The 26,432-nt window shown below is 71.2% G+C and carries 26 protein-coding genes; 3 read left to right on the top strand and 23 right to left on the bottom strand.

Annotated elements, in window-relative coordinates:
• Positions 1-83: 83 nt before the first annotated feature.
• The 5 genes from rimI to AWX74_RS04250 all read right to left on the bottom strand — a co-directional run bounded on the left by rimI (position 84) and on the right by AWX74_RS04250 (position 5,476).
• The gene (rimI, locus tag AWX74_RS04270) at positions 84-638 is read right to left on the bottom strand and encodes a ribosomal protein S18-alanine N-acetyltransferase (protein ID WP_423212960.1); all 555 of its coding nucleotides are present in this window, start codon (positions 636-638) and stop codon (positions 84-86) included.
• Positions 635-1,444, bottom strand: coding sequence for a tRNA (adenosine(37)-N6)-threonylcarbamoyltransferase complex dimerization subunit type 1 TsaB (tsaB, locus tag AWX74_RS04265; RefSeq protein ID WP_091271692.1), 810 nt, complete (start codon positions 1,442-1,444; stop codon positions 635-637). Before tsaB ends, rimI begins: the two co-directional genes overlap by 4 nt.
• A 441-nt stretch (positions 1,445-1,885) precedes the next feature.
• Positions 1,886-2,806, bottom strand: a complete 921-nt coding sequence (locus AWX74_RS04260) for a TetR/AcrR family transcriptional regulator (RefSeq protein ID WP_091271690.1) — start codon at positions 2,804-2,806, stop codon at positions 1,886-1,888.
• A gap of 813 nt (positions 2,807-3,619) precedes the next feature.
• Complete coding sequence (gene tsaE, locus AWX74_RS04255) at positions 3,620-4,063, bottom strand: tRNA (adenosine(37)-N6)-threonylcarbamoyltransferase complex ATPase subunit type 1 TsaE (RefSeq protein WP_091272092.1); 444 nt, start codon at positions 4,061-4,063, stop codon at positions 3,620-3,622.
• A gap of 189 nt (positions 4,064-4,252) precedes the next feature.
• Positions 4,253-5,476, bottom strand: a complete 1,224-nt coding sequence (locus AWX74_RS04250) for an alpha/beta fold hydrolase (RefSeq protein ID WP_091271687.1) — start codon at positions 5,474-5,476, stop codon at positions 4,253-4,255.
• A gap of 369 nt (positions 5,477-5,845) precedes the next feature.
• On the opposite strand from AWX74_RS04250, the gene AWX74_RS04245 reads away from it, so the two are divergent.
• Positions 5,846-6,178: a hypothetical protein gene (locus AWX74_RS04245; protein ID WP_091271685.1), complete on the top strand. Its 333-nt coding sequence runs from the start codon at positions 5,846-5,848 to the stop codon at positions 6,176-6,178.
• A 175-nt stretch (positions 6,179-6,353) separates the two neighbouring features.
• Here the strand turns inward: AWX74_RS04245 and alr are convergent, their stop codons facing one another.
• The 3 genes from alr to AWX74_RS04230 form a co-directional block, all read right to left on the bottom strand.
• The gene (gene alr, locus AWX74_RS04240; RefSeq protein WP_091271683.1) at positions 6,354-7,493 is read right to left on the bottom strand and encodes an alanine racemase; all 1,140 of its coding nucleotides are present in this window, start codon (positions 7,491-7,493) and stop codon (positions 6,354-6,356) included.
• Complete coding sequence (locus AWX74_RS04235) at positions 7,490-9,160, bottom strand: NAD(P)H-hydrate dehydratase (protein WP_091271681.1); 1,671 nt, start codon at positions 9,158-9,160, stop codon at positions 7,490-7,492. The genes alr and AWX74_RS04235 overlap by 4 nt, the downstream gene beginning before the upstream one ends.
• Before the next feature lie 121 nt (positions 9,161-9,281).
• Entirely contained in the window at positions 9,282-9,827 is a 546-nt protein-coding gene (locus tag AWX74_RS04230) for an SWIM zinc finger family protein (RefSeq protein ID WP_091271679.1), read from the bottom strand.
• Between the two features lie 126 nt (positions 9,828-9,953).
• On the opposite strand from AWX74_RS04230, the gene AWX74_RS04225 reads away from it, so the two are divergent.
• Positions 9,954-10,841, top strand: a complete 888-nt coding sequence (locus AWX74_RS04225) for a PadR family transcriptional regulator (protein WP_091271677.1) — start codon at positions 9,954-9,956, stop codon at positions 10,839-10,841.
• A 128-nt stretch (positions 10,842-10,969) separates the two neighbouring features.
• Here the strand turns inward: AWX74_RS04225 and glmS are convergent, their stop codons facing one another.
• The 4 genes from glmS to rplM form a co-directional block, all read right to left on the bottom strand.
• The gene (glmS, locus tag AWX74_RS04220; RefSeq protein WP_091272089.1) at positions 10,970-12,910 is read right to left on the bottom strand and encodes a glutamine--fructose-6-phosphate transaminase (isomerizing); all 1,941 of its coding nucleotides are present in this window, start codon (positions 12,908-12,910) and stop codon (positions 10,970-10,972) included.
• Between the two features lie 183 nt (positions 12,911-13,093).
• On the bottom strand, positions 13,094-14,497 hold the full coding sequence (gene glmM / locus AWX74_RS04215) for a phosphoglucosamine mutase (protein ID WP_091271674.1): 1,404 nt from the start codon (positions 14,495-14,497) through the stop codon (positions 13,094-13,096).
• 171 nt (positions 14,498-14,668) lie between these two features.
• Complete coding sequence (rpsI, locus tag AWX74_RS04210; protein ID WP_006541567.1) at positions 14,669-15,076, bottom strand: 30S ribosomal protein S9; 408 nt, start codon at positions 15,074-15,076, stop codon at positions 14,669-14,671.
• Between the two features lie 36 nt (positions 15,077-15,112).
• Positions 15,113-15,556, bottom strand: coding sequence for a 50S ribosomal protein L13 (gene rplM, locus AWX74_RS04205; protein WP_006541566.1), 444 nt, complete (start codon positions 15,554-15,556; stop codon positions 15,113-15,115).
• A gap of 493 nt (positions 15,557-16,049) precedes the next feature.
• On the opposite strand from rplM, the gene AWX74_RS04200 reads away from it, so the two are divergent.
• Positions 16,050-17,720, top strand: coding sequence for a hypothetical protein (locus tag AWX74_RS04200; protein ID WP_091271672.1), 1,671 nt, complete (start codon positions 16,050-16,052; stop codon positions 17,718-17,720).
• Positions 17,721-17,792: 72 nt separating this feature from the next.
• On the opposite strand, the gene truA is transcribed toward AWX74_RS04200, so the two are convergent.
• From truA to secY, 11 genes are all read right to left on the bottom strand, one after another.
• Positions 17,793-18,620: a tRNA pseudouridine(38-40) synthase TruA gene (gene truA, locus AWX74_RS04195; protein WP_054570443.1), complete on the bottom strand. Its 828-nt coding sequence runs from the start codon at positions 18,618-18,620 to the stop codon at positions 17,793-17,795.
• A 153-nt stretch (positions 18,621-18,773) separates the two neighbouring features.
• Positions 18,774-19,346, bottom strand: coding sequence for a 50S ribosomal protein L17 (rplQ, locus tag AWX74_RS42260; RefSeq protein ID WP_091271671.1), 573 nt, complete (start codon positions 19,344-19,346; stop codon positions 18,774-18,776).
• Between the two features lie 120 nt (positions 19,347-19,466).
• The gene (locus AWX74_RS04185) at positions 19,467-20,516 is read right to left on the bottom strand and encodes a DNA-directed RNA polymerase subunit alpha (protein WP_006541562.1); all 1,050 of its coding nucleotides are present in this window, start codon (positions 20,514-20,516) and stop codon (positions 19,467-19,469) included.
• Positions 20,517-20,709: 193 nt separating this feature from the next.
• The gene (gene rpsD, locus AWX74_RS04180) at positions 20,710-21,339 is read right to left on the bottom strand and encodes a 30S ribosomal protein S4 (RefSeq protein WP_006541561.1); all 630 of its coding nucleotides are present in this window, start codon (positions 21,337-21,339) and stop codon (positions 20,710-20,712) included.
• Positions 21,340-21,374: 35 nt separating this feature from the next.
• Positions 21,375-21,779, bottom strand: coding sequence for a 30S ribosomal protein S11 (rpsK, locus tag AWX74_RS04175; RefSeq protein WP_006541560.1), 405 nt, complete (start codon positions 21,777-21,779; stop codon positions 21,375-21,377).
• Between the two features lie 91 nt (positions 21,780-21,870).
• A complete protein-coding gene (gene rpsM / locus AWX74_RS04170; RefSeq protein WP_006541559.1) occupies positions 21,871-22,251 on the bottom strand; it encodes a 30S ribosomal protein S13 in 381 nt (126 codons plus the stop codon).
• Between the two features lie 280 nt (positions 22,252-22,531).
• Positions 22,532-22,645 carry a 50S ribosomal protein L36 gene (gene rpmJ, locus AWX74_RS04165; protein WP_003956441.1) on the bottom strand — a complete coding sequence of 38 codons (114 nt, stop codon included), beginning with the start codon at positions 22,643-22,645 and terminating at the stop codon, positions 22,532-22,534.
• A 55-nt stretch (positions 22,646-22,700) separates the two neighbouring features.
• Complete coding sequence (gene infA, locus AWX74_RS04160) at positions 22,701-22,922, bottom strand: translation initiation factor IF-1 (protein ID WP_006541558.1); 222 nt, start codon at positions 22,920-22,922, stop codon at positions 22,701-22,703.
• Positions 22,923-23,247: 325 nt separating this feature from the next.
• Positions 23,248-24,087: a type I methionyl aminopeptidase gene (map, locus tag AWX74_RS04155; RefSeq protein WP_091271669.1), complete on the bottom strand. Its 840-nt coding sequence runs from the start codon at positions 24,085-24,087 to the stop codon at positions 23,248-23,250.
• Positions 24,088-24,465: 378 nt separating this feature from the next.
• Entirely contained in the window at positions 24,466-25,119 is a 654-nt protein-coding gene (locus AWX74_RS04150) for an adenylate kinase (protein ID WP_006539153.1), read from the bottom strand.
• The gene (gene secY, locus AWX74_RS04145) at positions 25,119-26,411 is read right to left on the bottom strand and encodes a preprotein translocase subunit SecY (RefSeq protein ID WP_054570440.1); all 1,293 of its coding nucleotides are present in this window, start codon (positions 26,409-26,411) and stop codon (positions 25,119-25,121) included. Before secY ends, AWX74_RS04150 begins: the two co-directional genes overlap by 1 nt.
• Between the last annotated feature and the right edge of the window lie 21 nt (positions 26,412-26,432).

The following is a 26,432-nucleotide window of genomic DNA, read 5'->3' as shown; positions in this document are numbered from 1 at the left end:
CGACGCGCGACCGGCCACCCAGCGAACCGCCACCCAGGTTCGGCCCACCGCCCAGGCGCGAACCGCCGCCCCGGTGCGAACCGTCACGATGCCGCCCTGTCCCGGGCGATCGTGGCCTCGATGCGGTCCAGCAACGCCCCATACCCGACGGTGTCGATCGGGCGGGCCCTCATGACATACGCGTCCCCGCCCGAAGGCTGGTAGTAGCCCCGGCGGACACCGAGATCCATGAAACCCAGGCTGGCATACAGGGCGCGGGCCGCGACGTTGTCCGTCCGGACCTCCAGCCCGCAGCTGCGCGCACCACGACGGCGAGCCTCCCGGAGCTGGGCGATCATCAGCCGGGCTCCGAGACGGCGGCCACGCATCTCCGGCACGACACCGATGGTCTGGATGTAGGACTCGTCCCCCTGCAGGGCGAGACCCGAATATCCGACGATCGACCCGGCCGAGACCGCCACCAGATAGTTCCGGCTCTCACCCTGCGCAAGCTCGGACCAGAAGAGCTCGGCCGACCACGGGTCGAGGTCGAAGACCCGCCGCTCGATCGATGCGATCCCGGCCAGATGCCACCAGCGCATGGGCAGCAGGTCGACGTCGCCGGTGCCTGGAGACGGACTCACAGCCACCGCGGTCAACCCGCCGTCGCCCCGGCGGCCGCCGGGTCGCCAGCCCCAGCCTCCGTTGCCGCCGTGACGGACTTGGGTGGACGAGGCTCGGCCGCGTCGGGCCGCCGCAGGTAGAGCGGCACCAGCGGTCCCGGTGCACGGCCATCGAGGATGGCCGCCGCCGCGACCCGGACGAGTAGCGGCGGCGCCGGACAGATCGACTCACCGGCCGGTCCGGCCGGACCGGCCGGACCGGCGTCGGGCTGACCGGACACACCGACGAGGCGCGTCACCGGCTCGAAGGAGGCGAAGGCCTCGGGATACAGCGCGACACCGGGACCCACCACCCGGCGCACCCCTGCAGCGAGCAGATCCGCCGCGACGGCGGCGGGCGCGCCGACGGCAGCCTCCCCCTGGCGCGTTCCATCCTGGTAGCGAGCCCAGAACACCTCGCGACGGCGGGCGTCGGTCACGACTCCCACCGGGCCCGCCGTCCCGAGGCCGATTCCGTCCAGCGAGCAGACGCCGTGTGCCGGGACACCGAGCGCCGCCGCGAAGGCCGACCCGGTCACCATGCCCACCCGAAGGCTGGTGAAGGGCCCCGGGCCCACACCGACGACGACCGCGGCCACGTCGGGCGGCCGGACCAGGGCTTCGGTGAGCACGGCGCTCATCATGGGCGCCAGCAGCTCACCATGGCGGCGGGCATCCCACACGCATCTCTGCGCGAGCACCCGCTCGGGCCCCGACCCGACGGCCACCGAGGCCGGTGCGCCCAGCTCGACCAGCGCGACCGTACAGGCCGCCGTCGAGGTGTCCAGCGCCAGGACCAGCATCTGTCCAGCCTACGGACCCGCCGGACGCCCCTGGCGCCCGGCACGCCCGGCGCCCGGGTGCCCGATCGATCCGTACCCGAACCATCTGCCCGGCCGCCGGCGTACAGGACCTCCGGGCGCCTGCTCCGACTCCCTACGGCTCCCGAAACTCGGGCCGGCCGACGCCTTCCGCAGGAATTTCCGCCGACCACCGGGAGCGCGTTTCCGAACATCCACGCACACCGGCACGGCCAGAAAACAAGGATATGACCGTCAGGAATATCTGCGGAAATTCAGAGAATTCCGTGCGAGACGCCGCCAGTGAACGCGGGCGAGCCGTGAACGAACCGCGGCCGGCCGCCGCGCGAGGAGCGGTCCGCCCTCCGCCGGCCGGCCCGGGAAATCACAACGGATAACCAGCCGACGGTCGGCGGCCGGTGTGCCGGGCTCGGTGTACCCGGCTCAGTGGCTGCGGCGGGCCGGGCCACCCGAGGGACGGTGCCGGATCCGCGGATCGACGCCGATCGGCGGCAGACCCGCGATCGGCGGCAGACCCGCACGGCCGTGAACCGACGAGGTGACAACGCCCGTGGTCCGCGGCGGACGGCCCAGGCGAGCGGGGCCCGACAGCGGGCCGGCAGGCGCCGCAACGGTCGGCGCCGCGACGGTGGGCATCTGCGGTGCCGCCGGACTGTGCGCGGGAACGCCGGGCGCCGGCGGGAACGATGAGCGCAACGGGCTCCAGCCGGTGTAGCCGAGCATCCGCAGCGCCGAGGCGGTCAGCTTCTGCGCGACCTGCTCCACCGACCATCCGAGGGTGTCCAGCAAATCGACGATCACACGCTCGTCGAAGACCGAAGCCCACAGCAGGACCGCGTACTCGGCCTCCTGCGGCGGCAGCACGCCGGTCTCGGCCAGCCCGACCAGCACTGGTGCGAGCACCTCGTGCAGCCTGGAGACCAGGTCGTCCTGCCCCCGCAGCCGGGCGAGGTAGCCCTGCGCGGAGCGCACGTGCACCGCGGCCCGCCCCCACCGGGCGACCGAGCGGACCCAGACCTCGCAGACCACCTCGAAGTTGCCGAGGTGGTCGTCACCGGTCGACAGGGCCCGGATGTCGGTCACCAGGACGTCGATGAGCTGCAGGTAGTAGACGTCCAGCGCGTCGTGGACGTCTGTGAAGTGCCGGTAGGCGGTCGCCGTCGACACTCCGGCCTCGGCCGCGAGATCCACCAGGCTGAAACGGCGTCCGTTGCGCGCGAGGAGTCGCCCCACCGCGTCGAGAAGGTCACGCCGGCTGGCCAGGAAGTCGCTTCGGGTCCTACGGGACCGGGCCGAGCGCTCAGCCGGAGCCTCTACAAGGTCGACAGCGGTGCTGCTGCGCACGCGCGCCCCTCTCACGGCCACAACTGGCCATCAACGGATCCTCGCGGTCATGACACGGGTGGGCCGCCGCATGCATGAACTTCGCGCCTACGCCGCCAATATAGCGGAACAACTCATCAACTACGGAACGTTGACTGTTTGTCCTTACGGGCCGCTTGCCGCGACACAACCAGCCACGAGGCGGTATGGGGAGCAGGCCTGGACCAGGCATTAACCGGGGGATACGCGATCTTAACATGATCTAGGACACCGAGTGCTGAGCCATGGTTCACCTGCGGTGACAGCCCTCATTCCGGAACTCGTCAGGGATTAACTACCGGCAAGAAGGCCGAATGTTCCCGGAATCACTTTCCCGCTTACCCGAACATGCCCACCCGAAAAGGTGCTACGGCACCGGCGGGCCACCCCGGGCCGCGCGGGCGCCGCCCTGGCGGGCGGCCCGGTTCACCACACCCGAGGGCCTCGACGCCGGTCAGTCCCCCGATCCGGCCGCCGCCGGGCACTCTCAGGACGCCACGGCATGGACTACTTCGTGGGCTCCGCCTCCCGCGGCACGTAGCCCGCGTCGCGCCGCCGCACGCCGCCGCGAGGCGCTTCCTCTCCGCATCGCACGGCGCCCGGCAGGCGCCGACCGGCCCACCGCGGCAGCCGACCACCCGACGTCAACAGGTCGACGACTTTGACCCGGACGAACACAGGCACCAGAGCAGGTCCCCCGCCGAGCGGACGTCCACACGGTCCCGCCGATGGCACCAGCCGGCTAACGCCCGCGGAGGGAGGGGCTGCCTCCGCGGGTTGGGACGAACGTGCAGGTCAGCGCGGCGCCAGGCCGAGCGAAGCCAGACGCTGCGCCCAGTCGGCCCCGGCTGGGCGCAGGCGCACCCGCCGCACCTCGCCCGCCTCGTCACCCGCGGGCCGGCTTATCTCGATCCGCAGATGGGCACCCGCCAGCTGCTCCACCAACCCGGAGCCCCACTCGACGACGGTGACCGACCGTGCGAGGTCGGCGTCCAGGTCGAGATCGTCCACCTCCGCCACCCCGCCCAGCCGATAGGCGTCCACGTGGACCAGCGGCAGACGGCCATCCGGGTGGACTCGGGCCAGGACGAACGTCGGTGAGGTGATCTGCGCCCGAACCCCCAGGCCCGCCGCAAGGCCCTGCACGAAGACCGTCTTCCCGGCACCCAGCGGACCGTCGAGAATGATCAGATCACCGGGCTGCAGCACCGGTGCGAGCCGCGCTCCGATCGCCCGCATGCCGTCAGGATCCTCGGCCACGATCTCCGGGGCGACCGGCGTGGAGGGCGGCTGCGCCGACGTGGCGGATGTGCCGGGCGTGGCGGGCGTGGTCATCGGGTCGGGTCCGTTCCTGGTCGTGGCCCGGCCGGTTCGAGCACGGGCGGTGCGGCGCGGGCGGCGGGCGGCGCACCCCGGGGCGCCTACCGCTCAGGTCACGGGCTCACTTGCCCGGGGACCCGGTGCCGCGGGTACCCGGACACGTTCCACCAGGCCGCGGATGACCTCGTTGGTGACGTCAGGGCATTCCAGCATGATCGCGTGGCCGGGGCCGGACTCGATCCGCAGCTCGGCGTCGGGCAGCAGACGGGCGAGGACACGGCTGTGCTCGACCGGTGTCATGAGATCACCGTCGCCGACCAGGATGACAGTCGGGGTGCCGCGAAGACCCGCCACGGCCGCTACCTTGTCATGGTCGAGGAGGGTGGACATGAACGCCGCCATCACCGGGATCGGTGTGTCCCCGACCATCGTCTCGAGGAACGAGACGACCGACGGCGGCACCTCGGTCGAGCCGAAGGCGATGCGGCGGGTGATCTCCCAGGAGAAGTCACTGCCACGCCGACGCGCCCGCTCGAACAGCACGGGCGCGCGCTGCATGCCACCCAGCAGTGGCGGCAGCACCCGATGGACCCCTCCGGCAAGCAGTGACGGCACGCCGAAGGTCAGCCGGGGCAGCTCGCCCGCGCTGGTCGACAGCAGCGCCACCCCCACCACCCTGTCCCGGAACAGCTCGGGATGGGTGCCCGCCAACGCCATGATCGTCATACCGCCCATGGAGTGGCCGATCAGCACGATCGGCCCCGTGGGAACCCGCTCGGTCAGCACCTGGTGCAGGTCGGCGGCGAGCTGGTCGATGGTGCAGTTGCCTGCCTCGGACGGCCCGGAGCGCCCATGTGCCCGCTGGTCGTAGAACACCATCGGCCCCAGATCCCGCAGCGCACGGTGCTGGAACACCCACGAGTCGCTGTTCACGCAGAAGCCGTGGACGAAGACCAGGGTCGGCGCACCGGCGTCGTCCGCCGCGCTCGGCCGTGGCTCCTGGGTGGTCTCCTCGACGTACAGCGCGACGCCATCCGACGCCGTGACGACCGTCGAGACCCGCCCGCCGATGGGCCCGACGCCGCCATCGTCCGGTAGATCCGGCACGGCGCGATGCCTACGGACCGTGCGCCGCTCGCTGATCAGGCCCGCCGCCAGCACCGCGCCGACGATGCCGGCGGTTCCACCCCGGCGCGCGGCGCGGGATCCCACGACCGCCCCGGCAGCCCGCGCGGCCGCCCGGGCCACGCCACCCGTGACAGCCGGAACCCCGGCCAGCCCGGAGCGGTGGGAACGACCGGGGGCATCGCCGACATCGGTGCCACCGCTCACGGCCGCACACCCACCATCGCCCGCCCACCTCTCCACTCCACCGGGTCCACTCGGCTGGACCCATCCGGCCGGATCAGCCCGCCGGAAGCCGCACGCGCACCCGTCACACATGCACCAATAGCGGCACGACGCACCGGTATGCCCGATGGTGCCATCCCGTCGGGTGTCACGCCACGCGTCCGTCGCGTCGGACACTCCGGGCCGATCCGGCCACGCAGGCCGTCGGCCTGCACAGACGCGCAAGGAGAAGGACCGGCGCGACCCGGCAGAAAGACGACAGAGGATCAACAAGATCCACAAGGACCTGACCCAGATCCTCCGCTAGCGTTGAGCACGTCGGGCCATGCGGTTGTGACCAGGGGAGGCCTCGTGAAGTTGCGGTGGCGCAAGAGCAAGCCGGCCACGTCGCCCGCGTACGGCGGCGGCGCTTTCGAGGTCGATGACGACATCGAGGACGACCTCGGCGAGCTGGGCTCGGGTCTCGGCGATGCGGGAGCGGCGGGCCCCGCCCCGGCCGCGGGCGGGCCGGTCATGCTGACGTTGACGACGCGCGCGGAGATCGAGCAGGCCGCCGAGCGTGCGGCCAACCCGCAGCCGGTCCGTCGCCGGATGGAGCGTGGGATGTTCGGTGGTGCCGCCACCGGCCACTCCCATGGCGGCGATTCCGGCGGTTCCTGCGGCAGCGGCGGCTGCGGCTGCTGACCGGCGGCTACAGCTGCTTGACCGGCGGCTACGGCGGCTGGCGCAGGGAGGCAGCTGCGGCTGCTGACGCAGTCAGTGTCACCGGGGCGGCCAGCGCGCTGTTGAGGCGGCCAGCGCCGCTGGTGCCGCCGATAGCTGTGCGTGGGCTGCGATCCGGTCTGCCCGCCGGGCCGGATCAGCCTCCGGTGTAGACCCGTGGGACTCGAGCGCCGACCCGGGTGACGATCTCGTAGTTGATGGTGCCGAGCGCACGGGCCCAGTCGTCAGAGGTCGGCTCACCGTGGTGGCCCGGCCCGAAAAGCACGACGTCGTCGCCGGCTGCCACCGGGTCGACGCCGACATCCACCACGAACTGGTCCATGCACACGGTGCCGGCGATGCGGCGGCGCCGCCCACCGATCAGAACCTCGGCCGTGTTGGTCGCCGCGCGGGGGATCCCGTCGGCATAGCCGAGGGGGACGACGGCGAGGTTGGTCTCGGAACGCGTCGTGTACCGGTGCGCGTAGGAGACCCCTGTCCCCTCCGGGACCCGCTTCACCAGCGCGGTTGTGGCCCGAAGGGTCATCGCGGGGCGCAGCCCGAACGCCGAGGGCGGCCCGACCTCGGGCCCGGGCGACAGGCCGTACACCGAAACGCCCGGGCGGACCATGTCGAAATGTGCCTCCGGGGTGATCAGCGTCGCCGCCGAGTTAGCCAGATGCCGGATCTGTGGGTTCAGGCCGGCCTTGCGCGCCACGTCCACCGCGTCACCGAACCGACCGATCTGCGACTGGACGGTCGGGTTGCCGGGATCGTCGGCGAAGGCGAAGTGGCTCCAGACCCCGACGACGTCGAGGAGCCCCTCCCCTTCCAGGGCCGCGGCCGTATCGCACAGGTTCGGCCAGTCCTCCGCGGTGGCACCGGCGCGCCCGAGACCCGTGTCGACCTTCAGGTGCACTCGTGCGGCTCTGCCGACCTGCCGCGCGGCTGCGGCAAGCTCGGCGAGTGCCCAGGTCGCCGACGCGGACAGGTCGATGTCGGCAGCGAGCCCGGCGGCCAGCCGCTCACCCGGGGCGGCCAGCCAGGAGAAGATCGGGGCGTTGATCCCGGCGGCGCGCAGGCCCAGCGCCTCCTCCAGGAACGCGGTGCCCAGCCAGCCCGCACCGGCGTCCAGCGCTGCCCGCGCGCAGGGCACCATGCCGTGGCCGTAACCGTCCGCCTTGACCACGGCCATGGTCGTTGCGTTGCGTGCCCGGGCTACCAGCGCCGCCACCGAATCGCGAACAGCGTCAAGATCGATGGCCGCGTACGCGCGCGGCAGGTGCGACTGGCTCACGCCTCGACGCTAGCAAGCAGGTCCCCGATGGCCACTGTGAGCAGTGCCGGAATGTCGCTGGCAGCCAGCGGGCGCGGGCCCCGCCCGGCCGCGAGGCCATGCAGGTGGGCGCCCGCCGCGGCCGCCCACACCGGTGCCAGACCCGCGGCCAGCAGGGATCCGGTCAGCCCGGTGAGGACGTCGCCGGACCCGGCCGTTCCCAGCCACGGCGTGCCGGTCAGGTTGACGAACGACTCGCCGCCGACGCCGGCGACGATGGTTCGGTCCCCTTTGAGCAGCACCGTCGCACCAAGCTCGGCGGCTGCCCGGCGAACGGTGCCCAGCCGATCCGCGGCCAGGCGGGCCGGCACAGCGGAGGCGTCCCAGCCAAGGGCGGTGGCGACCAGGCGGGCGAATTCGCCCTCGTGCGGCGTCAGGACAACCTCGTTCGTCCCGTCCTGGGCGGTTCGCTCCCGCAGCAGGGTGGGCCGGGCGGCGACAACGGCGGCGAGTGGCTCCAAAGCGCCGGCGTCGGCCAGCAGCGGGACGTCGGTGCGCTCCAGCAGTGCGGTCACGAGCCGTCCCGTGGTCTCGTCCGCCGGCAGGCCTGGCCCGATCGCCCACGCCTGGACCCTGCCCACACCGAGCGCCGCGTCGGCGTCCCCGGGCTCGATCACCGTCACCACCGCCTCGGGGTGCGCGCGCAGGACGTGATCGGCGGCCCGCGCCTGCGCTGCCACCCGGAGGTAGCCCGCTCCCCCGCGCAACGCTCCACCGACGGCCAGCACGGCCGCGCCGGGATAGCGGTCGCTGCCGCCGACGAGCCCGAGGACGCCCCGGGTGTACTTCGAATCGGTGGCCAGCGGCACTGGAAGCAGCCGGGCCACGTCACCGTCCCGCAACGCGCGCAGATCGGCGGCGGGCAGCGTCAGCCCGATGTCGACCAGCTCGACCTGGCCCGTGTGCGTCGCGCCGGGTCCCACCAGCAGACCACGCTTGTAGGTGCCGAAGGTGACCGTGCTGCTGGCCCGCACGGCGCCGTCAGCCACCGCGCCGGTGTCGGCGTCGACACCGCTGGGCACGTCGACGGCAACCGTGCGCGCGGTGGGTGTCAGGCGGGTGAGCGCCGCGTACGGATCGCGTAGCGCGCCCCGGCCGCCGATACCCAGCAGGCCGTCCAGCACGATGTCCGCCGAGGCGAGCAGCTCCGCGGCCCGGTCACCGCCCAGCCCGTCAGGGCTCGCACCACCGCGGGAAGGGCCACCGCGGGAATCGCCAGCACGCGAACCGCCACCGCGCGAACCAGCAGCACCCGAACCAGCAACATCCGAAGCGGCGGCGTCCGAACCAGCACCGCGTGGGCCGGACTCGGGTGGACCGGTGCGGTACAGGCGGCCACCCGCGGCGAGCAGGGCGGCCGTGCCCTCGGGATGGGTCCGTCCCGGTGCCAGTGCCTGGACAACCGCGCCCCGCGCGGCGAGCCGGGCACCGGCCCACAGCGCGTCGCCACCGTTGTCGCCGCCACCGGCGAGGACGACGACCCGGGCCCCGTACACCCGGCCCAGGCGCCGGCCGACATGGGCCACCAATCCGGACACAGCCCGTTGCATGAGGGCACCTGCGGGCAGCGTGGCAAGCAGCGGTGCCTCCGCGGCCCGCACATCGGCGACGGTGTGCGCTTCGAGCATGGCGCCATGCTCCCGCCTCGGGCACGCCCCCCGCACGCCCGGGCGGTCGTACGGGTGCGGCGACCCGCCCGGCGGCAGGGCAGCGGAGTCGGCGCGGGCGACCCGGTTTCGCGGGCTGCGCTCAGGCAGCCCCGTGCTGACGGCCGTGCCAGGCCACGGTGGCTTCCCAGAGCGCGTCGGCGACGGCGTCGCTCTCGTCTGCGGCGTCGAGGAGTGTCTCGACCAGCTCGGCCCGCGGAACGCGGCTCAGGAAGACCCTGATGGCCGCGTGCACGGGATCGTCGGCGAAGAGCTCCTCACCGTGGCCTTCCTCGTCGTCATCGTCGTCGTCGGCCATTCCGGCCGACCCGGTGGCAACCAGGGCGACCGCTACGGCATGGCGACAGAACACGCCGCCCGCGCTGTCGGAGCACGTACAGGTCGAGCCTGGGCCATCGTCGCCAGCCACCAGGCTGACCTGCTGGTGACCGTCGTCATCGACGGTGCCCGACGCGTTGGTGGGACGGATCCGGAGCTGCTCCACCCGGCCGAGCAGAGCAAGGCTGACGCCTTCCATGAAGACGGCCGTGCCGGCCCGCTGGGCACAGGCACGTTCCTCGAAGGCGGCCTCGAGCGGGGTGACCGCACCCTCGCCGTGGCCGTCACCCTCGGAAGCCGAAATGATCATTCTCTAATCCTACGGAACCGACGCGCGTGCGCGCCGGCCAGGTGGGAGACGGTCTTGCCAGGCGTCCGATCGCGATATATCGTGAGCTTACGCGAGACTACGCGACCCAAGATCAAGGAGATCATGATGAGTTCGTACGCGATTCCAGGATGGGAAGCCGGCTGGGAGGGTTGGCGCAGGTTCGGCGCCTCCCGGCTGATCGACGCCGCCTACCAGGCGGCCTTCACCGAAACGAACTGCGACCCCACCCGTGAGCGCCACAGCCGTATGCACGGCGGCCCCGGGCCACGCGACCGAGGTGACCGTGGCGGGCATGGCGGCCGCGGCGGCCGCGGTGGGCGAGGCGGCGCAGGCGGGCCGTTCGGTCCCGGCGGACCGGGCGGGCCCGGGGGCGGCTGGCCGTTCGGCCGCGGTTTTCCGCCCGGCCCCGGCTTCGGCCGCGGGGCACGGGTTGGCCGCGGCGACGTCCGCGAGGCCCTGCTCGCACTGCTCGCCGAGGAGCCCATGCACGGGTACCAGATGATCGGCGAGCTCGCGAACCGCAGCGGTGGCATGTGGCGGCCGAGCCCCGGTTCGGTCTACCCCGTGCTGTCGATGCTCGCCGACGAGGGCCTGGTCCGCGCCGAGGAGCGGGACGGGCGCCGGGTGTTCCACCTCACCGACGCGGGCCGGGCCCACGTCGAGGCCCGTGGCGACGTGCCCAAGCCGTGGGAGACCGCGGCGGCGAGCGCCAACGACGACGTGTCCGCGCTGCGGAACCTGGCCTTCGGGGTCGGCGCGGCGGTGGTGCAGGTCGCCCAGGCCGGCGATGCCAGCCAGATCGCCGCGGCCCGGGAGCTGCTCACCGAGACCCGTCGGAACCTGTACCGCATCCTCGCCGGGGAACCGGCCGGCCCCGAGGCGGCAACGCAGACCGACGGTGACGCGGGCACGACCGGCACCGCACAGTCCGGCTCGACCGACAGCGACGGCGACGGGAACCCGTCCGATCGGCCCACGAAGGATCTGAGCTGACCGTTCGACGGCGTCGTCACCAGGCGGCGCCCGAAAGCCGGCTCGGTACCGGAGCGGAATCGCGAGCCCCGCGTCCGCTCCGGTACCGCGAGCCCCGGGCGTGCCCCGGCCACGGCCGGGGCACGGTCCTACTCGACCGTGACGGACTTCGCCAGGTTGCGCGGCTGGTCGACGTCCAGGCCCCGGGCAAGCGCCAGCTCGCAGGCGAAGACCTGCAGCGGCAGGGTCGTGACCAGCGGCGCGAACAGCGAGGACGTCGCCGGCACCCGGATCAGATGATCAGCGTAGGGCTCGACATCGGTGTCGCCGTCCTCGGCGATCACGATCGTGCGCGCTCCGCGGGCCCGGACCTCCTGGATGTTCGACACCACCTTGCCGTGCAGGTTCGCCCGGCCCCGGGGTGAGGGCACCACCACCACGACGGGCAGCCCGGGCTCGATGAGCGCGATGGGGCCGTGCTTCAGCTCGCCCGCCGGGAACCCCTCGGCATGCATGTAGGCCAGTTCCTTGAGCTTGAGCGCGCCCTCGAGGGCGACCGGGTAGCCGACATGGCGGCCGAGGAAGAGCACCGCCTTCGCGTCTGCCAGGCTGCGGGCGAGCTCGCGTACCGGCTCGACCGTCCCCAGGGTGCGGCGCACCAGCTCCGGCATGCGCTGTAGCCGCTCCACATAGGCCGCGACCTCGTCGCCGTACAGGACGCCCCTGGTCTGGGCCAGGAACAGACCGACGAGCAGGCAGGCCGCGACCTGCCCCAGGAACGTCTTCGTCGCCGCGACACCGACCTCGGGGCCACAGCGGGTGTACAGGACGGCGTCCGACTCCCGCGGGATCGTCGAGCCGTTGGTGTTGCAGATCGCCAGCACCCGGGCCTTCTGCTCGCGGGCGTGCTTGACCGCCATCAGGGTGTCAAGCGTCTCCCCGCTCTGGCTGATCGCGATGACGAGGGTCGACCGGTCGAGCACCGGATCCCGGTAGCGGAACTCCGAGGCCATCTCGACCTCGCAGGGCAGCCGCGTCCAGTGCTCGATGGCGTACTTGGCGATCAGCCCGGCGTGGTAGGCCGTCCCGCAGGCAACGATGAAGACCTTGTCGATGTCGCGAAAGTCCTGGTCGGAGAGACGCTCCTCGTCCAGGACGATCGCGCCCTCGTTGGAAAGCCGCCCGCGCAGGGTGTCAGCGAGCGCCTCGGGCTGCTCGCTGATCTCCTTGAGCATGAAGTACGGGAAGCCGCCCTTCTCCGCCGCGCTCGCGTCCCAGTCGACGTGATACCGACGGCCCTCGACCGGGGTGCCGTCGAAGTCGTAGACGGTCACACCGTCCGGACGGGCCTCGACGACCTGGTCCTGACCGATCTCCAGCGCCTCCCGGGTGTGCGCGATGAACGCGGAGACATCGCTGGCCAGGAAGGCCTCCCCGACACCGAGGCCGACGACGAGCGGACTGTTACGGCGCGCCCCGACCACCACGCCGGGATGGTCCTGATGCAGGACGACCAGCGTGAAGGCGCCCCTCAGCCGGCGGCACACCACCCGCAGGGCCTCGGTGACCGGGTGCGCCGACGCGACCCGCTGCCCGGACCCCGACGACGACGCCGACACCGGCGATACCGGCGACACCGATGACGCCGCGGGGCCCGCGGCGGCCGCACGGGCGATCTCGATCTCCAGCAGATGTGCGACGACCTCGGTGTCGGTCTCGCTGCTCAGCTCATGGCCCGCGGCCTCGAGTTCCGCTCGCAGTTCGGCGAAGTTCTCGATGATCCCGTTGTGGATCACGGCGACCGCACCGGTGCAGTCGGTGTGGGGGTGCGCGTTCACGTCGGTGGGACCGCCATGGGTCGCCCACCGGGTGTGCCCCATGCCCGTCGTCCCGGGCATCTGCTCGCCGCTCTCGTCGAGGACCTTCTCCAGATTCGCCAGCCGGCCGGCGCGGCGCGCGGTACGCAGCACCCCACCGCCGACGACGGCGACGCCCGCCGAGTCGTAGCCGCGGTATTCCAACCGGCGCAGTCCGCTCAGCACGACCTCAAGGGCCGGCTGCTCACCGACGTACCCAATGATCCCGCACATGTTGCTCAGCGTACGCAGTCCGGTCCGGGTACCGCGCATAGACCACTGGGACACCGCGGATGTCGGACGGAAGCCGCGCGCGTCCCGTCACAGCGGGTTGGCGCATCCGCCGCCTGGAAGATCCCCGTCACGCCTGCCCGCCGACGCAGGACGGGCGAGTTCAGGGACGCAGGACGGGCCAGTTCAGCGCAGGGCACGCTGGACGACATCCGCGAGCCGGTCCGCGAGCGAACGGGCGAGCTGGTCGGTCGGCGCCTCGACCATCACCCGGACCAGTGGCTCGGTGCCCGACGGGCGCAGTAGCACCCGCCCGCTGTTCCCGAGCTCCGCCTCCGCCTCCGCCACCGCGGCGCGCAGCTCCTCCGACGTCCCGGCCCGCGACCGGTCGACCCCGCGAACGTTCACGAGGACCTGCGGCAGCCTGGTCATCACCTTCGCCAGCTCGTCGAGCGGCTGGCCCTTCTCCGCCATCCGGCCGAGAACCTGCAGGGCGGTCAACAGCCCGTCGCCGGTACCGGCGTGCCGCAGGAAGACGACATGGCCGCTCTGCTCGCCGCCCAGCGAATACGAGCCCGACCGCATCGCCTCGAGCACATAGCGGTCCCCGACCGGGGTGGTGACCACGTTGATTCCGGCCTCGCGCATCGCGTGGTGGAACCCGAGGTTCGACATGATGGTGACGACCACGGTGCCGTTACCCAGCTCACCGCGCTCGGCGAGTGCCACGGCACAGATGGCCAGGATCTGGTCACCGTCGACGATCTCGCCCAGCGCGTCGACGGCCAGGCAGCGGTCGGCGTCACCGTCGTGGGCGATACCCACGTCCGCGCCGTGCAGGCGGACGGCGTCGCGCAGGCTGTCCAGGTGGGTCGCGCCGGAGCGGTCGTTGATGCGCAGGCCGTCGCCGTCCGCGTGCAGGGCGATCACGTCAGCCCCGGCGGCCCGCAGCACCCGGGGCGCGAGGTCGGAGGCGGCGCCCTGGGCGCAGTCCACCACGACCTTCAGGCCCTGCAGGCTGCCCGGCCCGCCTGGCAGGCTCGCGAGCAGGTGGTCGACATAGCCGTTCACGAGCGTGACGTCGTCACGGACCCGACCGACCTCTGCTCCCACCGGGCGGCGGGTGAGCGGGCCGGCCATCCGCCGTTCGATCGCGTCCTCGACCTCGTCGGGCAGTTTGAGGCCCCCGGCGGCGAAGAGCTTGATCCCGTTGTCGGGCATCGGGTTGTGGCTGGCGGACAGCATCACGCCGAGATCGGCGCCCGTCTGCGCAACCACATAGGAGACCACCGGGGTCGGCACCACGCCGATCCGCACGACGTCGGCACCGGAGCTGGCCAGACCGGCCACAACAGCAGCCTCGAGAAACTCGCCGGATGGGCGGGTGTCCCGGCCGACGATGACGACAGGGCGGTGGTCCGCCGACGAGGCGGCCCGGGCCACCGGTACGCCGTCCACCGGCCGCTGCGGGGAGGCGTCCCGCGCGGCGACCTCCTCGACCGCGGCCGAAGCAAGCTCAAGTGCCTGCTGGGCCGTCAGGTCCGCGTTGGCGACGCCACGGACGCCATCGGTACCGAAAAGCCTCGCCATTGAGGCCTCCCCTGAAGTTGCAACGGCACCGGCGGGCGCTGTCGGCACACCGCGCGGAGATCGGCAAAGGACAGATCCGCAAAGGACAATCTCACGCCTACGGCCCGGCAGGATGCACCTGCCGGGCCGGGACACCGGCCCGGGCTGTGAGGACCGCGGGCCGGTGCTGCGTCAGCGCTTGCTGTACTGAGGCGCCTTACGGGCCTTCTTGAGGCCGTACTTCTTGCGCTCCTTGATCCGGGCATCCCGGGTCAGGAAGCCGGCCTTCTTGAGCGCCGGGCGGGACTCCTCGTCGGCGACGATCAGCGCCCGGGCGATGGCCAGGCGCAGCGCGCCCGCCTGCCCCGACACGCCACCACCGTGCAGGATGGCCACCACGTCGAAGGACTCGGCCCGCTCCAGGATCTTCAGCGGCTCGTTCACGAGCTGCTGGTGGACCTTGTTCGGGAAGTACTCCTCGAGCGTGCGCCCGTTGAGGCTCCAGTTGCCCGTCCCCGGGAGCAGCCGCACCCGGACGACGGCTTCCTTGCGCCGCCCGGTAGCGCGGGGGTTACCCTGGGCGTCGGTCACGACAGCCACGTCGCGTTCCTTCCTTGTCTGAAACCAGAACCGCGACTACTGCGCGACCTGCTTGATCTCGTAGGGGACCGGCTGCTGGGCCTGGTGCGGGTGCGTCGGCCCCGCGTAGACCTTCAGCTTGCTGCCCTGCGCACGACCGAGCCGGTTGTGCGGCAGCATCCCACGGATCGCCCGCTCGACGATCACGTGCGGGCGCGTGTCGAGCAGCTCGCCGTAGGAGGTGCTGCGCAGACCGCCCGGGAAGCCCGAGTGCCGGTGGTACTGGGCCTGCTCGCGCTTGTTGCCGGTCATCGCGACCTTGCCGGCGTTGATGACGACGACGAAGTCACCGGTGTCGATGTGCGGGGCGAAGTACGGCTTGTGCTTGCCGCGCAGGAGCTGGGCAGCCTGGCTGGCCAGCCGACCGAGCACGACGTCGGTGGCATCGATGACGTGCCACGCGCGCTGTACGTCCGCGGGCTTGGGCTGGTACGTGCGCACAGGTCTGCCTTCTCGTTCGGACGATCTCACGGGGAGATCGTCGGGGTGTCGCCAGCTTGTGCTCCGCGGGGCGCGAAACACCGCGGAGCGAGGTGCACTGCCAGAAGTATGGGCTGACCTCAGCACCATGAGTCCATCAGCATGGAGTTAATCAGCACGCAGTTGAGCATGACCTGATCGACCGGGCTGATCCGCACGAGGCTGGAGGTCCGCAGCAGTCTTTGAGGTTACCAGGCGATCGGTCGTACCGGACCGAAGGCCCCCTCGACAACGCTTGCGAGGGCACCGCTGCCGCACACTTCCTCCGAGCAGCGCCCCGACATGGGCATATGCCGTGTTCGGATATTCTCACCCGATCCAGCCGGACGCGTCTGAACCGCGCGCGAGGAGTCGAGAACTGCTCCGCAGCCGAGGCCCGACCCGTCACGACAGCGACGACGACATCGGGACGCCTCGCCGGCTGCGGGCCTGGGGGGATGAGTGAGGAGGGCACATGCCACCCGAACCCGCGGACAACGACTCGTTCACAGTGGCCGGCGGCCCGCCCTACCCGGGACCCGCGCCACAGGCGGCTCCTGTGCCCGGCCCGCCGGATCCCGGTTCGCCCGTTCCGTTCGGCTCGCCCGCTCAGTTCGACCTGTCCGGGCAGCCCGGCCAGGTCGGGCCTGACGACGGCGCGCCGCCGACCGGCGGCTGGACCCCACCGGTCGACGACCCGCTGTTCGGTCCCATGCCGACCTACGCGACCGGGGCCTATCCCCTCGCCGGCCAGCAGCAGGGGGGCTACCCGGTCGCCGCGTATCCGCCCGCGGGTCCCCGGGCCGACCAGGTCGCAGCGGGCTGGCCGGGCGCGGAGCCCTCCTCCGGGGGCATCCGGATCGGGCCGCCGACCGGCGGCCAGCCGGTGGCCGGCGGCGCGGGCCCTGAGGAGACCAAGGGCTACTCCTTCCATCTCCGGGCCGCGACCAGCCCGCTGCCGACGCTGCCAGAGCGTCCGGCGGCTCCTGACAGTGCGACGACCGCGGACCTGTCCCCGGCCGCCAGCCGGCCGGCCGGGCCGGAATCGGAGCACCCGACCGGCCCACTCGCCATCCCCGCGGCCACGCCCTACCCCGAGGACGAACCGCGCCCGCGCTCCCGCACCGCCGGCGCCGACGGCGGCGGCGAGGCATCCGTGGCGGACGGCCGCGGCGAGGCCTCAGGGCGTGCCAGGCCAGCCCGCCTGCAGGTCGCGCTGAGCCGCCAGCGGGCCGCCCAGGATGCCCAGTACGACCAGCACGGCCCGAACGCGCGGGACGACGAGGATGAACCCGAGGAGCCGTCGGAGGCGGCCGGCCGATTCCGGATCCCGGCGGAGTACGCACCGACGCGGCGGCGCCCCCGCGCTCTGGTCGCCGTGGCGACCGCTGTCGTGCTCACCCTCGTCGCCGTGGTCGCGGTGGCCATGCTGACCAGGGGCGACACCTCGGCCACCGAGGACCCCCGGCCCGCGACCCCGACCGTCGACCCGAACTTCATCAACAGCGCCAGCTCCGACTCCCGGCCGGTGGGTTCGAACGAGTTCTTCCCGGACAAGGAGGTCACCGTCCAGGGGCGGACGTACACCCGGATCGCCGGCACTGTCGTCGACGGCTGCCCGGACCTGAGCGGGGAGCTCACCACCGCGCTCAAGGACGGCAGGTGCACCCAGCTCGTCCGGGCGATGTACCTGAGCACGCCTGCGGCCGGCGAGAAGCAGGTGCTCGCGGGGATGTCCGTGTTCGTGCTGGACGAGCAGAGCACCGCGCAGTCCGCGGCCACCATCGCGGCTGAGCGCAGGGGCGGCGTCGCGCCGGTGCCGATCCCGGAGGGTTCGGTGCGCGACGCGCGGATCACCGGCCCGAACGGGGACAACTCGTGGCGCGCCGCGATCGCGAGTGGCCACTACATGATCCTCACCCAGCTCGCCTATGTCGACGGCAGCCAGGGCGCGGCCGACGACGTTGCGCTGCGCAGCGCCATCACCGATCTGGGCCTGATCGCCAAGGAGCCCATCGCCCAGCGCATGGTCACCGGCAGCGCGGGCAGCAGTGGCGCCGGCAGCAGCAGTGGCGCCGGAGGCACTGCCCCGACCGGGACCGTGTCACCCGCGCCGGCTCCGGCAGCGGGCGCCAGCACCCGCTGATCGGGCCCGCGCCAGCCAGGCTGAGCGCCGCCCCGGCAGCCCTGCCGGGGCGCGCCCGGCAACACGCAGGTGTCAGCCCGAGGCGGACGTCGGGACGCGCACCGCTCGGGTCACCTGGGCCCGGGCGGCGAGCAGAGCGTCCGGCGGGTACCTGACCTCGACCAGTGTCAGGCCGTGGGCGGGCAGCACCGTGACCCCTGAATCACGCACGCCCCGTCCGAGCACGGCAGCCGCCCACTCCGGTCGGTGGCGGCCTTCTCCAACCGCCACTAGCGCGCCGACCAGCGCGCGCACCATCGAGTGGCAGAACGCGTCCGCCTCGACATCGGCCTGGATGACGCCCTCCACTCGGGAGACATCCAGGCGCAGCAGGGTCCGCACCGTCGTCGCACCCTCCCGTCGTCGACAGAACGCGGCGAAGTCGTGCTCCCCCAGCAGCAGCAACGCGGCCTCGGCCATCGCGGGGACGTCCAGCGGGCGCGGCGTGGCCAGAGTGTCGAACCGACGCAGCGGATCCGCCCCGAACGGCGCGTCCGTGATCCGGTAGACGTACCGGCGGGACAACGCGGAGAACCGGGCGTCGAAGCCCGGCGGGGCAGGAGCGAGACCCTTCACCCGCACGGCGCGGTCGAGCACGCCGTTGAGCCTGCGGGCGAGCCCGCCGACGGGAGTTCCCGCGGGAAGGTCGACGTGCGCCACCTGGCCGATCGCGTGCACACCGGAGTCGGTGCGGCCCGCGACCGTGAGCCGGACCGCTGGCAGCCTCGCCACCCGCATCAGCGCGTCCTCGACGTCGCCCTGCACGGTGCGCTGGCCCGGCTGGCGCGCCCAGCCGGCGAAGGGCGTGCCGTCGTAGGCGAGGTCCAGCCGTAGTCGGAGCAGTCCGTCGGCCGGGTTCATGAGCGGGCCTCCCCCCTGTGCAACCGTCGGGAGCATCGTCGCGGACTTCTGGCTCACAGAGCTCCCTCAGGTGCTCCACCAGCGGCAGAGCAGAAGCCCGCCGCCCCACGGGCGACGGGCTTCTGCTGTTGCGAACGAACCTGCGCTGCGAGCTCAGCTCTCCGGCTTCGCGTCGCCCTGGGTCTCGGAGGACTCCGCCTCGGGTGCGGTGTCGGCGGCCTGCGCCTCGGCCGCGACCGCGGCGGCGGTCGGCGACTCGTTCTTCAGGTCGTCGGCCGCCTCGGCGGTCGCACCGGTCGGCGCCTTGCGGGCCGCGAACCGGGTACCGCGGGCGCGCTCGGCCTCCGCGACCGCCGACTGGCCGACGGTCAGCGCCTCGACCAGTTCGATGCGCGCCATCGGAGCGGCGTCGCCACGGCGCGGGCCCAGCTTCACGATGCGGGTGTAGCCACCGTTGCGGTCCGCGTAGCGCGGGCCGATCTCCGTGAAGAGGGTGTGGACGACCGAGTTGTTCCGGACGACCCGCATGACCCTGCGCCGTGCGTGCAGGTCACCGCGCTTCGCGTGGGTGACCAGGCGCTCGGCGTACGGGCGCAGCCGGCGCGCCTTGGCCTCAGTGGTCGTGATGCCACCGTGCTCGAACAGCGCGGTGGCGAGGTTGGCCAGCAGCAGCCGCTCATGTGCGGGACTACCGCCGAGCCGGGCGCCCTTGGTTGGCGTGGGCATGATGGGTGCTCCTCGTTCCTTTCGCTGTTCTCCGGGCGCCGCCGGGAAGCACGGCTGGGCTCCCGGTCGACGTACGCCCGGGGCTCCGACCGAATCGGGGCCCCGGGACGCACGGTCGGATCAGTACTGTTCGGTCTCGACGAACTCGCGACCGTCGTCGGACGGGTCGGAGAACGACGGGTTGTACGTGTCGGTGCCGTAGGTGTCGACCGCCTGACGCGGGTCGAACCCGGGCGGGGAGTCCTTGAGCTGCAGGCCCATGGCACCCAGCTTCGTCTTCACCTCGTCGATCGACTTCTGCCCGAAGTTGCGGATGTCGAGCAGATCCGCCTCGCTGCGGGACACCAGCTCACCGATGGTGTGGATGCCCTCGCGCTTGAGGCAGTTGTAGGAGCGGACGGTCAGGTCCATCTCCTCGATCGGCAGCGCCAGGTCGGCGGCCAGGGCGGCGTCCGCCGCGGACGGGCCGATGTCGACGCCTTCCGCCTCGGCGTTGAGCTCCTGAGCCAGCCCGAACAGGCCGACGAGGGTCTTACCGGCGCTGGCCATCGCATCCCGCGGCGAGATCGACTGCTTGGTCTCGACGTCGACGATGAGCCGGTCGAAGTCCGTGCGCTGCTCGACACGGGTCGCCTCGACCTTGTAGGTGACCTTCAGCACCGGCGAGTAGATCGAGTCGATCGGAATGCGCCCGATCTCCTGGCCAGGCTGCTTGTTCTGCGCGGCGCTGACGTAGCCACGGCCCCGCTCGACGGTCAGCTCGATCTCGAGCTTGCCCTTGTCGTTGAGGGTGGCCAGGTGCAGGTCGGGGTTGTGCACCTCGACGCCGGCCGGCGGGGCGATGTCCGCCGCGGTGACGTCACCAGGGCCCTGCTTGCGCAGGTACATCACCGTCGGCTCGTCGTTGTCGGAGCTGACGACCAGTTCCTTCAGGTTCAGGATCAGGTCGGTGACGTCCTCCTTCACCCCGGGGACCGTCGAGAACTCGTGGAGGACACCGTCCACCCGGATGCTCGTCACGGAGGCGCCCGGGATCGAGGACAGCAACGTGCGGCGCAGCGAGTTCCCGAGGGTGTAGCCGAAGCCCGGCTCCAGAGGCTCGATCACGAAACGTGACCGGAACTCCGTGATCGGATCCTCGACGAGGGTGGGACGCTGAGCGATCAGCATGAGATCTTCCTTCCGGACACGGCGACCGCCATATGACGCCGTGGAAGCCCCCAACGGGGGTTGACACAGGGACATCGGTCCATCCCCGTGCCTGTCAACAGTACGCCCGGTCACCGACAGGCCGGGACGAGCCCCCGGACCGGGTGCCGACGCGAATCCGGCGCCGGCACAGGGCCGACGCCGGATCTCACGACTACTTCGAGTAAAGCTCGACGATCAGCTGCTCCTGCACCTGGGTGTCGATCACCTGGCGCGCGGGCAGCGAGTGGACGAGCAGCCGCATCTGGCTCGGGATGGCCTCGATCCACGGCGGGACGGTACGCCCGGTCCCCGCGGTCTCACGGGCCACGATGAACGGCGTGAGCTCACGCGACTTCGGCGCGATCTCGACGATGTCGTTCTCGGTGACCCGGTAGCTCGGGATGTCGACCTTGCGCCCGTTGACCTGCACGTGACCGTGCCGGACAGCCTGGCGCGCGGCGTCGCGGGACGGCGCGAAGCCACCCCGGTAAACCACGTTGTCGAGCCGGGACTCGAGGATCTTCAGCAGCTCGTCACCGGTCTTGCCGGCACGGCGGTTCGCCTCGTCGTAGTAGCCCCGGAACTGCTTCTCCAGGACGCCGTAGATGCGCGCGCACTTCTGCTTCTCGCGCTTCTGGAGCAGGTACTCGGAGTCCTTGGTGCGCCCGCGGCCGTGCTCGCCCGGCGGGTACGGCCGGATCTCGATCGGGCACTTCGGGGTCTCGCACTTGCTGCCCTTGAGGAACAGCTTCGTCTTCTCGCGGCGGCAACGCTTGCAGTCCGCGCCGGTGTAACGGGCCATGCTCGTCCTTCTCTCTCGTATCCCTGGCGCGGAGCTCAGACCCGGCGACGCTTCGGCGGGCGGCAGCCGTTGTGCGGGGTGGGGGTGACGTCCTGGATCGCGCCGACTTCCAGGCCAGCGGCCTGCAGCGAACGGATCGCGGTCTCCCGGCCGGAGCCGGGGCCCTTGACGAAGACGTCAACCTTGCGCATCCCGTGCTCCTGCGCCTTGCGGGCCGCGTTCTCGGCGGCCATCTGCGCGGCATACGGGGTGGACTTGCGGGAGCCCTTGAAGCCGACGTGGCCGGCCGAGGCCCAGGAGATCACGTTGCCACTGGGGTCCGTGATCGAGACGATCGTGTTGTTGAACGTGCTCTTGATGTGAGCGTGCCCGTGGGCAACGTTCTTCTTTTCCTTGCGCCGGACTTTCTTGACGCCGGCGGCGCGTGTCTTGGGAGGCATAACCCGTGGTCTCCGTCTACGAGGTCGTCGGTCAGCGGTCGTGACGCCCGGGCCGGCGCGAAGGCGAAAGTGGCCCGAGCGGAACCGATGACTACTTCTTGCCGGCCTTCTTCTTCCCGGCGATGGCGCGGCGCGGGCCCTTGCGGGTACGCGCGTTGGTGTGCGTCCGCTGGCCGTGGACGGGAAGGTTGCGGCGATGACGGAGACCCTGGTAGCAGCCGATCTCCATCTTGCGGCGAATGTCCTGCTTGATCTCGCGGTTGAGGTCACCCTCGACGCGGTAGTTCGCGTCGATCCACTCCCGGAGCTTCTGGACCTCTTCGTCGGTGAGGTCGCGAACCCGGGTGTCCGGGTTGACGCCGGTGGCGGCGAGAGTCTCCTTGGAACGGCTACGGCCGATCCCGAAGATGTAGGTCAGTGCGATCTCGACCCGCTTCTCGCGGGGAAGGTCGACACCTGACAGGCGTGCCATGACGCGATGGTTCCTTCCTGCATCCGGAGGTCTCGGGCGACACCCTCCTCGCCGGGACGACCACGCCTGACGGCGAAAATCAGCCCGTAGTCGACGAGGCCCCGGCCTCCGACCGGGGGTGGAACCGCATGATGCGGTCTGGTGTCGCTTCTGCTGGCAGGCTGCGAACCTGCCGATTGTCGGCGGCGAACTCAGGCCCGCCGCCAGTGAGCCTTTTCCATCTCGAGGTGCACGGCCAAGGAGCCGCGGCGCCGGGTCGACGATGGAAAACGCCCAGTCATCAGCCCTGGCGCTGCTTGTGACGCAGGTTGTCGCAGATGACCATGACACGCCCGTGACGGCGGATCACCTTGCACTTGTCGCAGATCTTCTTGACGCTCGGCTTGACCTTCACGGCCGCGAGAACCTCCACACGCAGCTGTGGGCCGCGCTTGCTGGTGGGATGACGACTACTTGTAGCGGTAGACGATGCGACCGCGGGACAGGTCGTATGGCGAGAGCTCCACCACCACCCGGTCCTCCGGGAGGATACGGATGTAGTGCTGGCGCATCTTGCCACTGATGTGGGCGAGAACGCGATGACCGTTCTGGAGCTCCACCCGGAACATCGCGTTCGGGAGCGGCTCCACTACTCGGCCTTCGATCTCGATGGCCCCGTCCTTCTTCGGCATGTCCTCCGCTGTCCTGACGTCGACGCTTGGGATGACGGACCCTGCCCCTGATGGACCCCGACCCGTATGGACCGGCGCCGCACCCCAGAGAGCACCACGCGAGGTCATCGCGCCAGGTCACCGCGCGGGCTCGCCGTGTGAACGACGAACACCGACAACGCTTGAGACCGTCGACTCCTGAGTGTACGTGCCCGGCCCGTCAAGGGCCAACAGGGGGCCCGCCGACCTCAGCCCGCGCCCTCGTGACCGTCGACCACCCGGGGCCACCAACCCGTCGAGGCGTCCGCGGGCCGTGGCGCCCCGCCGGCCGCGCGGCGTCGGCCGGTCAGCCGGTCGGGGCGTCAGCCGGCTGGCCGCAGGCCACACCGAGCGCGGCGAACCGCGCCACGCCGCCATCCGGCTCGGTCAGAACCCACGGCCCGCGCGGAGTCACCGCCACCGAGTGCTCGGTGTGGGCGGCGAGCGACCCGTCCTTCGTCGCGACCGTCCACTCGTCCGAGAGAATCACCGTGTCCGGCGAACCGAGAGTGATCATCGGCTCGATGGCCAGCGCCACTCCCTCGACCAGCTTCAGGCCGCGCCCAGGCCGGCCGTAGTTCAGCACGTGCGGCGGCTGGTGCATCTCCGTGCCGATGCCGTGACCGCCGTAGTGGTCCACGATGCCGTAGCCATGCGGGGTGACGTGGCGCTCCACCGCGTTGCTGATGTCGGTAAGCCTGCCGCCGAGCTGGGCGGCCGCCAGGCCCCGCCACAGCGCCTCGTCACAGACCCGCAGCATGTCGAGTACCTCGGGGGCCACCTCGCCGACTGGGACGGTGATCGCCGAGTCGCCGTGCCAGCCGTCGACGATCGCTCCGCAGTCGATCGAGACGATGTCGCCTTCGCGCAGCACCCGCCGCCGGCTCGGGATCGCATGCACGACCTCGTTGTTCACCGAGCTGCAGATCGACGCGGGGTAGGGCGGGTGGGCGTAGCCCTTGAAGGACGGAATGCCTCCGTCGGCGCGGATCGTCTTCTCCGCGAGTTCGTCCAGATCGGCCGTGGTGACCCCGGGCGCGACCGCTTCCCGCAGCTTGGCCAGGGTTTTCGCGACGAGCAGCCCGGCCACCCGCATCTTGGCGATCTCAGATGCCGTCTTGATCTGGACATGCTCTCGTCGTGCCACGGTCTGACCGGTCCCGTCCTCAGTAGTGTTCGCCCTGTTCAGCAACCCAGCCGAGCCGTCAGTGCCACTGGGAGCATGCCGCCACGGGGCAGGGCCGGTGGGCCCTGGGCGGCCGGCTCCGGCTCCGCAGGCCCGGTCATCGCCTCCCGGCGCCGGGAGGCGAGCCAGCCCCCGCGGGAACAGGCTTCCGCGCCGACAGGCCCCACCTCTTCCTCGACGATAACCGCCCGGAGCCGCCGCGACGGGGCCGCGGTCGAGTCCGGGCCGCCCGGTTCGTGACCAGGCGCCCCGCGCCGGTGCCGACCGCTCCAGCCCGAGCAGTCGGCCCGCCCATCCGCCGGCAGGGGTCTGCGACCCGGATCAGTCGGCGTAGTGGCGTCAGTCGGCGTAGTGGCGCAGTGCGTCCAACGCGCGATCGGTCACGTTGTCCACCGGCCCGGTCGCGTCGATACCGATGAGAACGCCCTTGGCCGCGTAGTAGGCGACGAGCGGAGCTGTCTGCTCCGCGTACACCTCCAGGCGGTGGCGAACGGTCTCCGAACGGTCGTCGTCCCGCTGGAACAGCTCACCCGAGCAGCGGTCGCAGACCCCTTCGTCGCGGGGCGGATCGAAGTCGAGATGCCAGATGTGCCCGCAGTTGCGGCAGGTGCGGCGACCGGAGAGCCGGCGCACCACCTCGTCGTCGTCGACGACGAGCTCAAGCACGACGTCGAGGCGGGTGCCCATCTCGTCCAGCATGCCGCCGAGCACCTCGGCCTGCGGCACGTTACGGGGGAAGCCGTCCAGGAGGAAGCCCTTGACCGCGTCGTCCTCGGCGAGCCGGTTGCGCACCATACCGATGGTGATCTCGTCAGGGACGAGGTCACCGGCATCCATGTAGGTCTTCGCCAGGACGCCCAGCTCGGTGCCTTCGCGCACGTTCGCCCGGAAGATGTCACCGGTCGAGATCTTCGGAATGGACCTCGCCTGGGCTATGAAGGCGGCCTGCGTTCCCTTACCTGCACCGGGCGGTCCGACCAGTACGAGGCGCACTACCGGAGGAATCCTTCGTAGTTGCGCAGCATCAGCTGGCTTTCAATCTGTTTCACGGTTTCCAGCCCCACTCCCACCATGATCAGCACCGACGTACCAGCGAACGGGAAGGGCTGGTCCTTGGTCAGGTTGAGAAGCGCCAACGGCAACACCGTGATGACCCCCAGGAACAACGAGCCAGGGAGGGTGATGCGGGACAGCACGTGGTCCAGGTATTCGGCCGTCGGGCGGCCGGGCCGGATCCCCGGGATGAACCCGCCGTACTTCTTCATGTTGTCCGCGACCTCCGTCGGATTGAAGGTGATCGCGACGTAGAAGTACGTGAAGAAGATGATCAGCGCGCCGTAGGCCACGAGATAGAGCGGGTGGTCACCGCGGGAGAGGTAGCGCTGCTCGAAATCCTGGAATGTCTGGTTGCTCCACACCTGGCCCAGCAGCTGCGGGAGCTGAAGGAGCGACGAGGCGAAGATGACCGGGATGATGCCGGCCTGGTTCACCTTGATCGGCAGATAGGTCGAGGTCCCGCCGTACATGCGGCGCCCGATGAGGCGCTTCGCGTACTGGACGGGGATCCGACGCTGCGACTGCTCGACGAAGATGACGAACACGACGATCGCGAGGCCCAGCAGGATCACCAGGCCGAAGACGAGGCCGCCGGCGACCTGGAGGATGCGCCCGCCCTGCGAGGGCAGCTGCGCGGCGATCGAGGTGAAGATCAGCAGCGACATGCCGTTACCCACGCCGCGGGCCGTGATCAGCTCACCCATCCACATGATGACCGACGTGCCGGCGGTCATCGTGATCACGATGGTGGCGATACGGAAGAGGCTGGTGTCCGGAATGATGGCGGCGCTACAGCTCGGGAAGAGCCGACCGCTGCGCGCCAGCGCCACGATGCCGGTGGCCTGCAGAACCCCCAGCGCGATCGTCAGATAACGGGTGTACTGAGTGAGCTTTTGCTCACCCGAACTGCCTTCCTTCTTCAGCTGCTCAAGCCGCGGGATGACCACGACGAGCAGCTGGATGATGATGCTCGACGTGATGTACGGCATGATGCCGAGCGCGAAGACCGACAGCTGCAGGAGTGCACCACCGCTGAACAGGTTGATCAGCGAGTAGACGTTGCTGCTGTCCTCGCTGGCCGCATCCAGACAGGAGTTCACCGCCGCTGTGGAGACGCCGGGCGACGGCATGACGCTGCCCAGCCGGAACAGGACGACGATGCCTGCGGTAAAGAGCAGCTTCTTCCGCAGGTCGGGCGTGCGGAAGGCCCGCGTGAAGGCGGTGAGCACGTCTCCTCCTGCTGTTCCTAC

The sequence above is a fragment of the Parafrankia irregularis genome (genome assembly GCF_001536285.1).
GTDB lineage: Bacteria > Actinomycetota > Actinomycetes > Frankiales > Frankiaceae > Parafrankia > Parafrankia irregularis.
The sequence above is the reverse complement of the archived record's forward strand: the minus strand, read 5'-3'. Positions and strand labels throughout refer to the sequence as shown.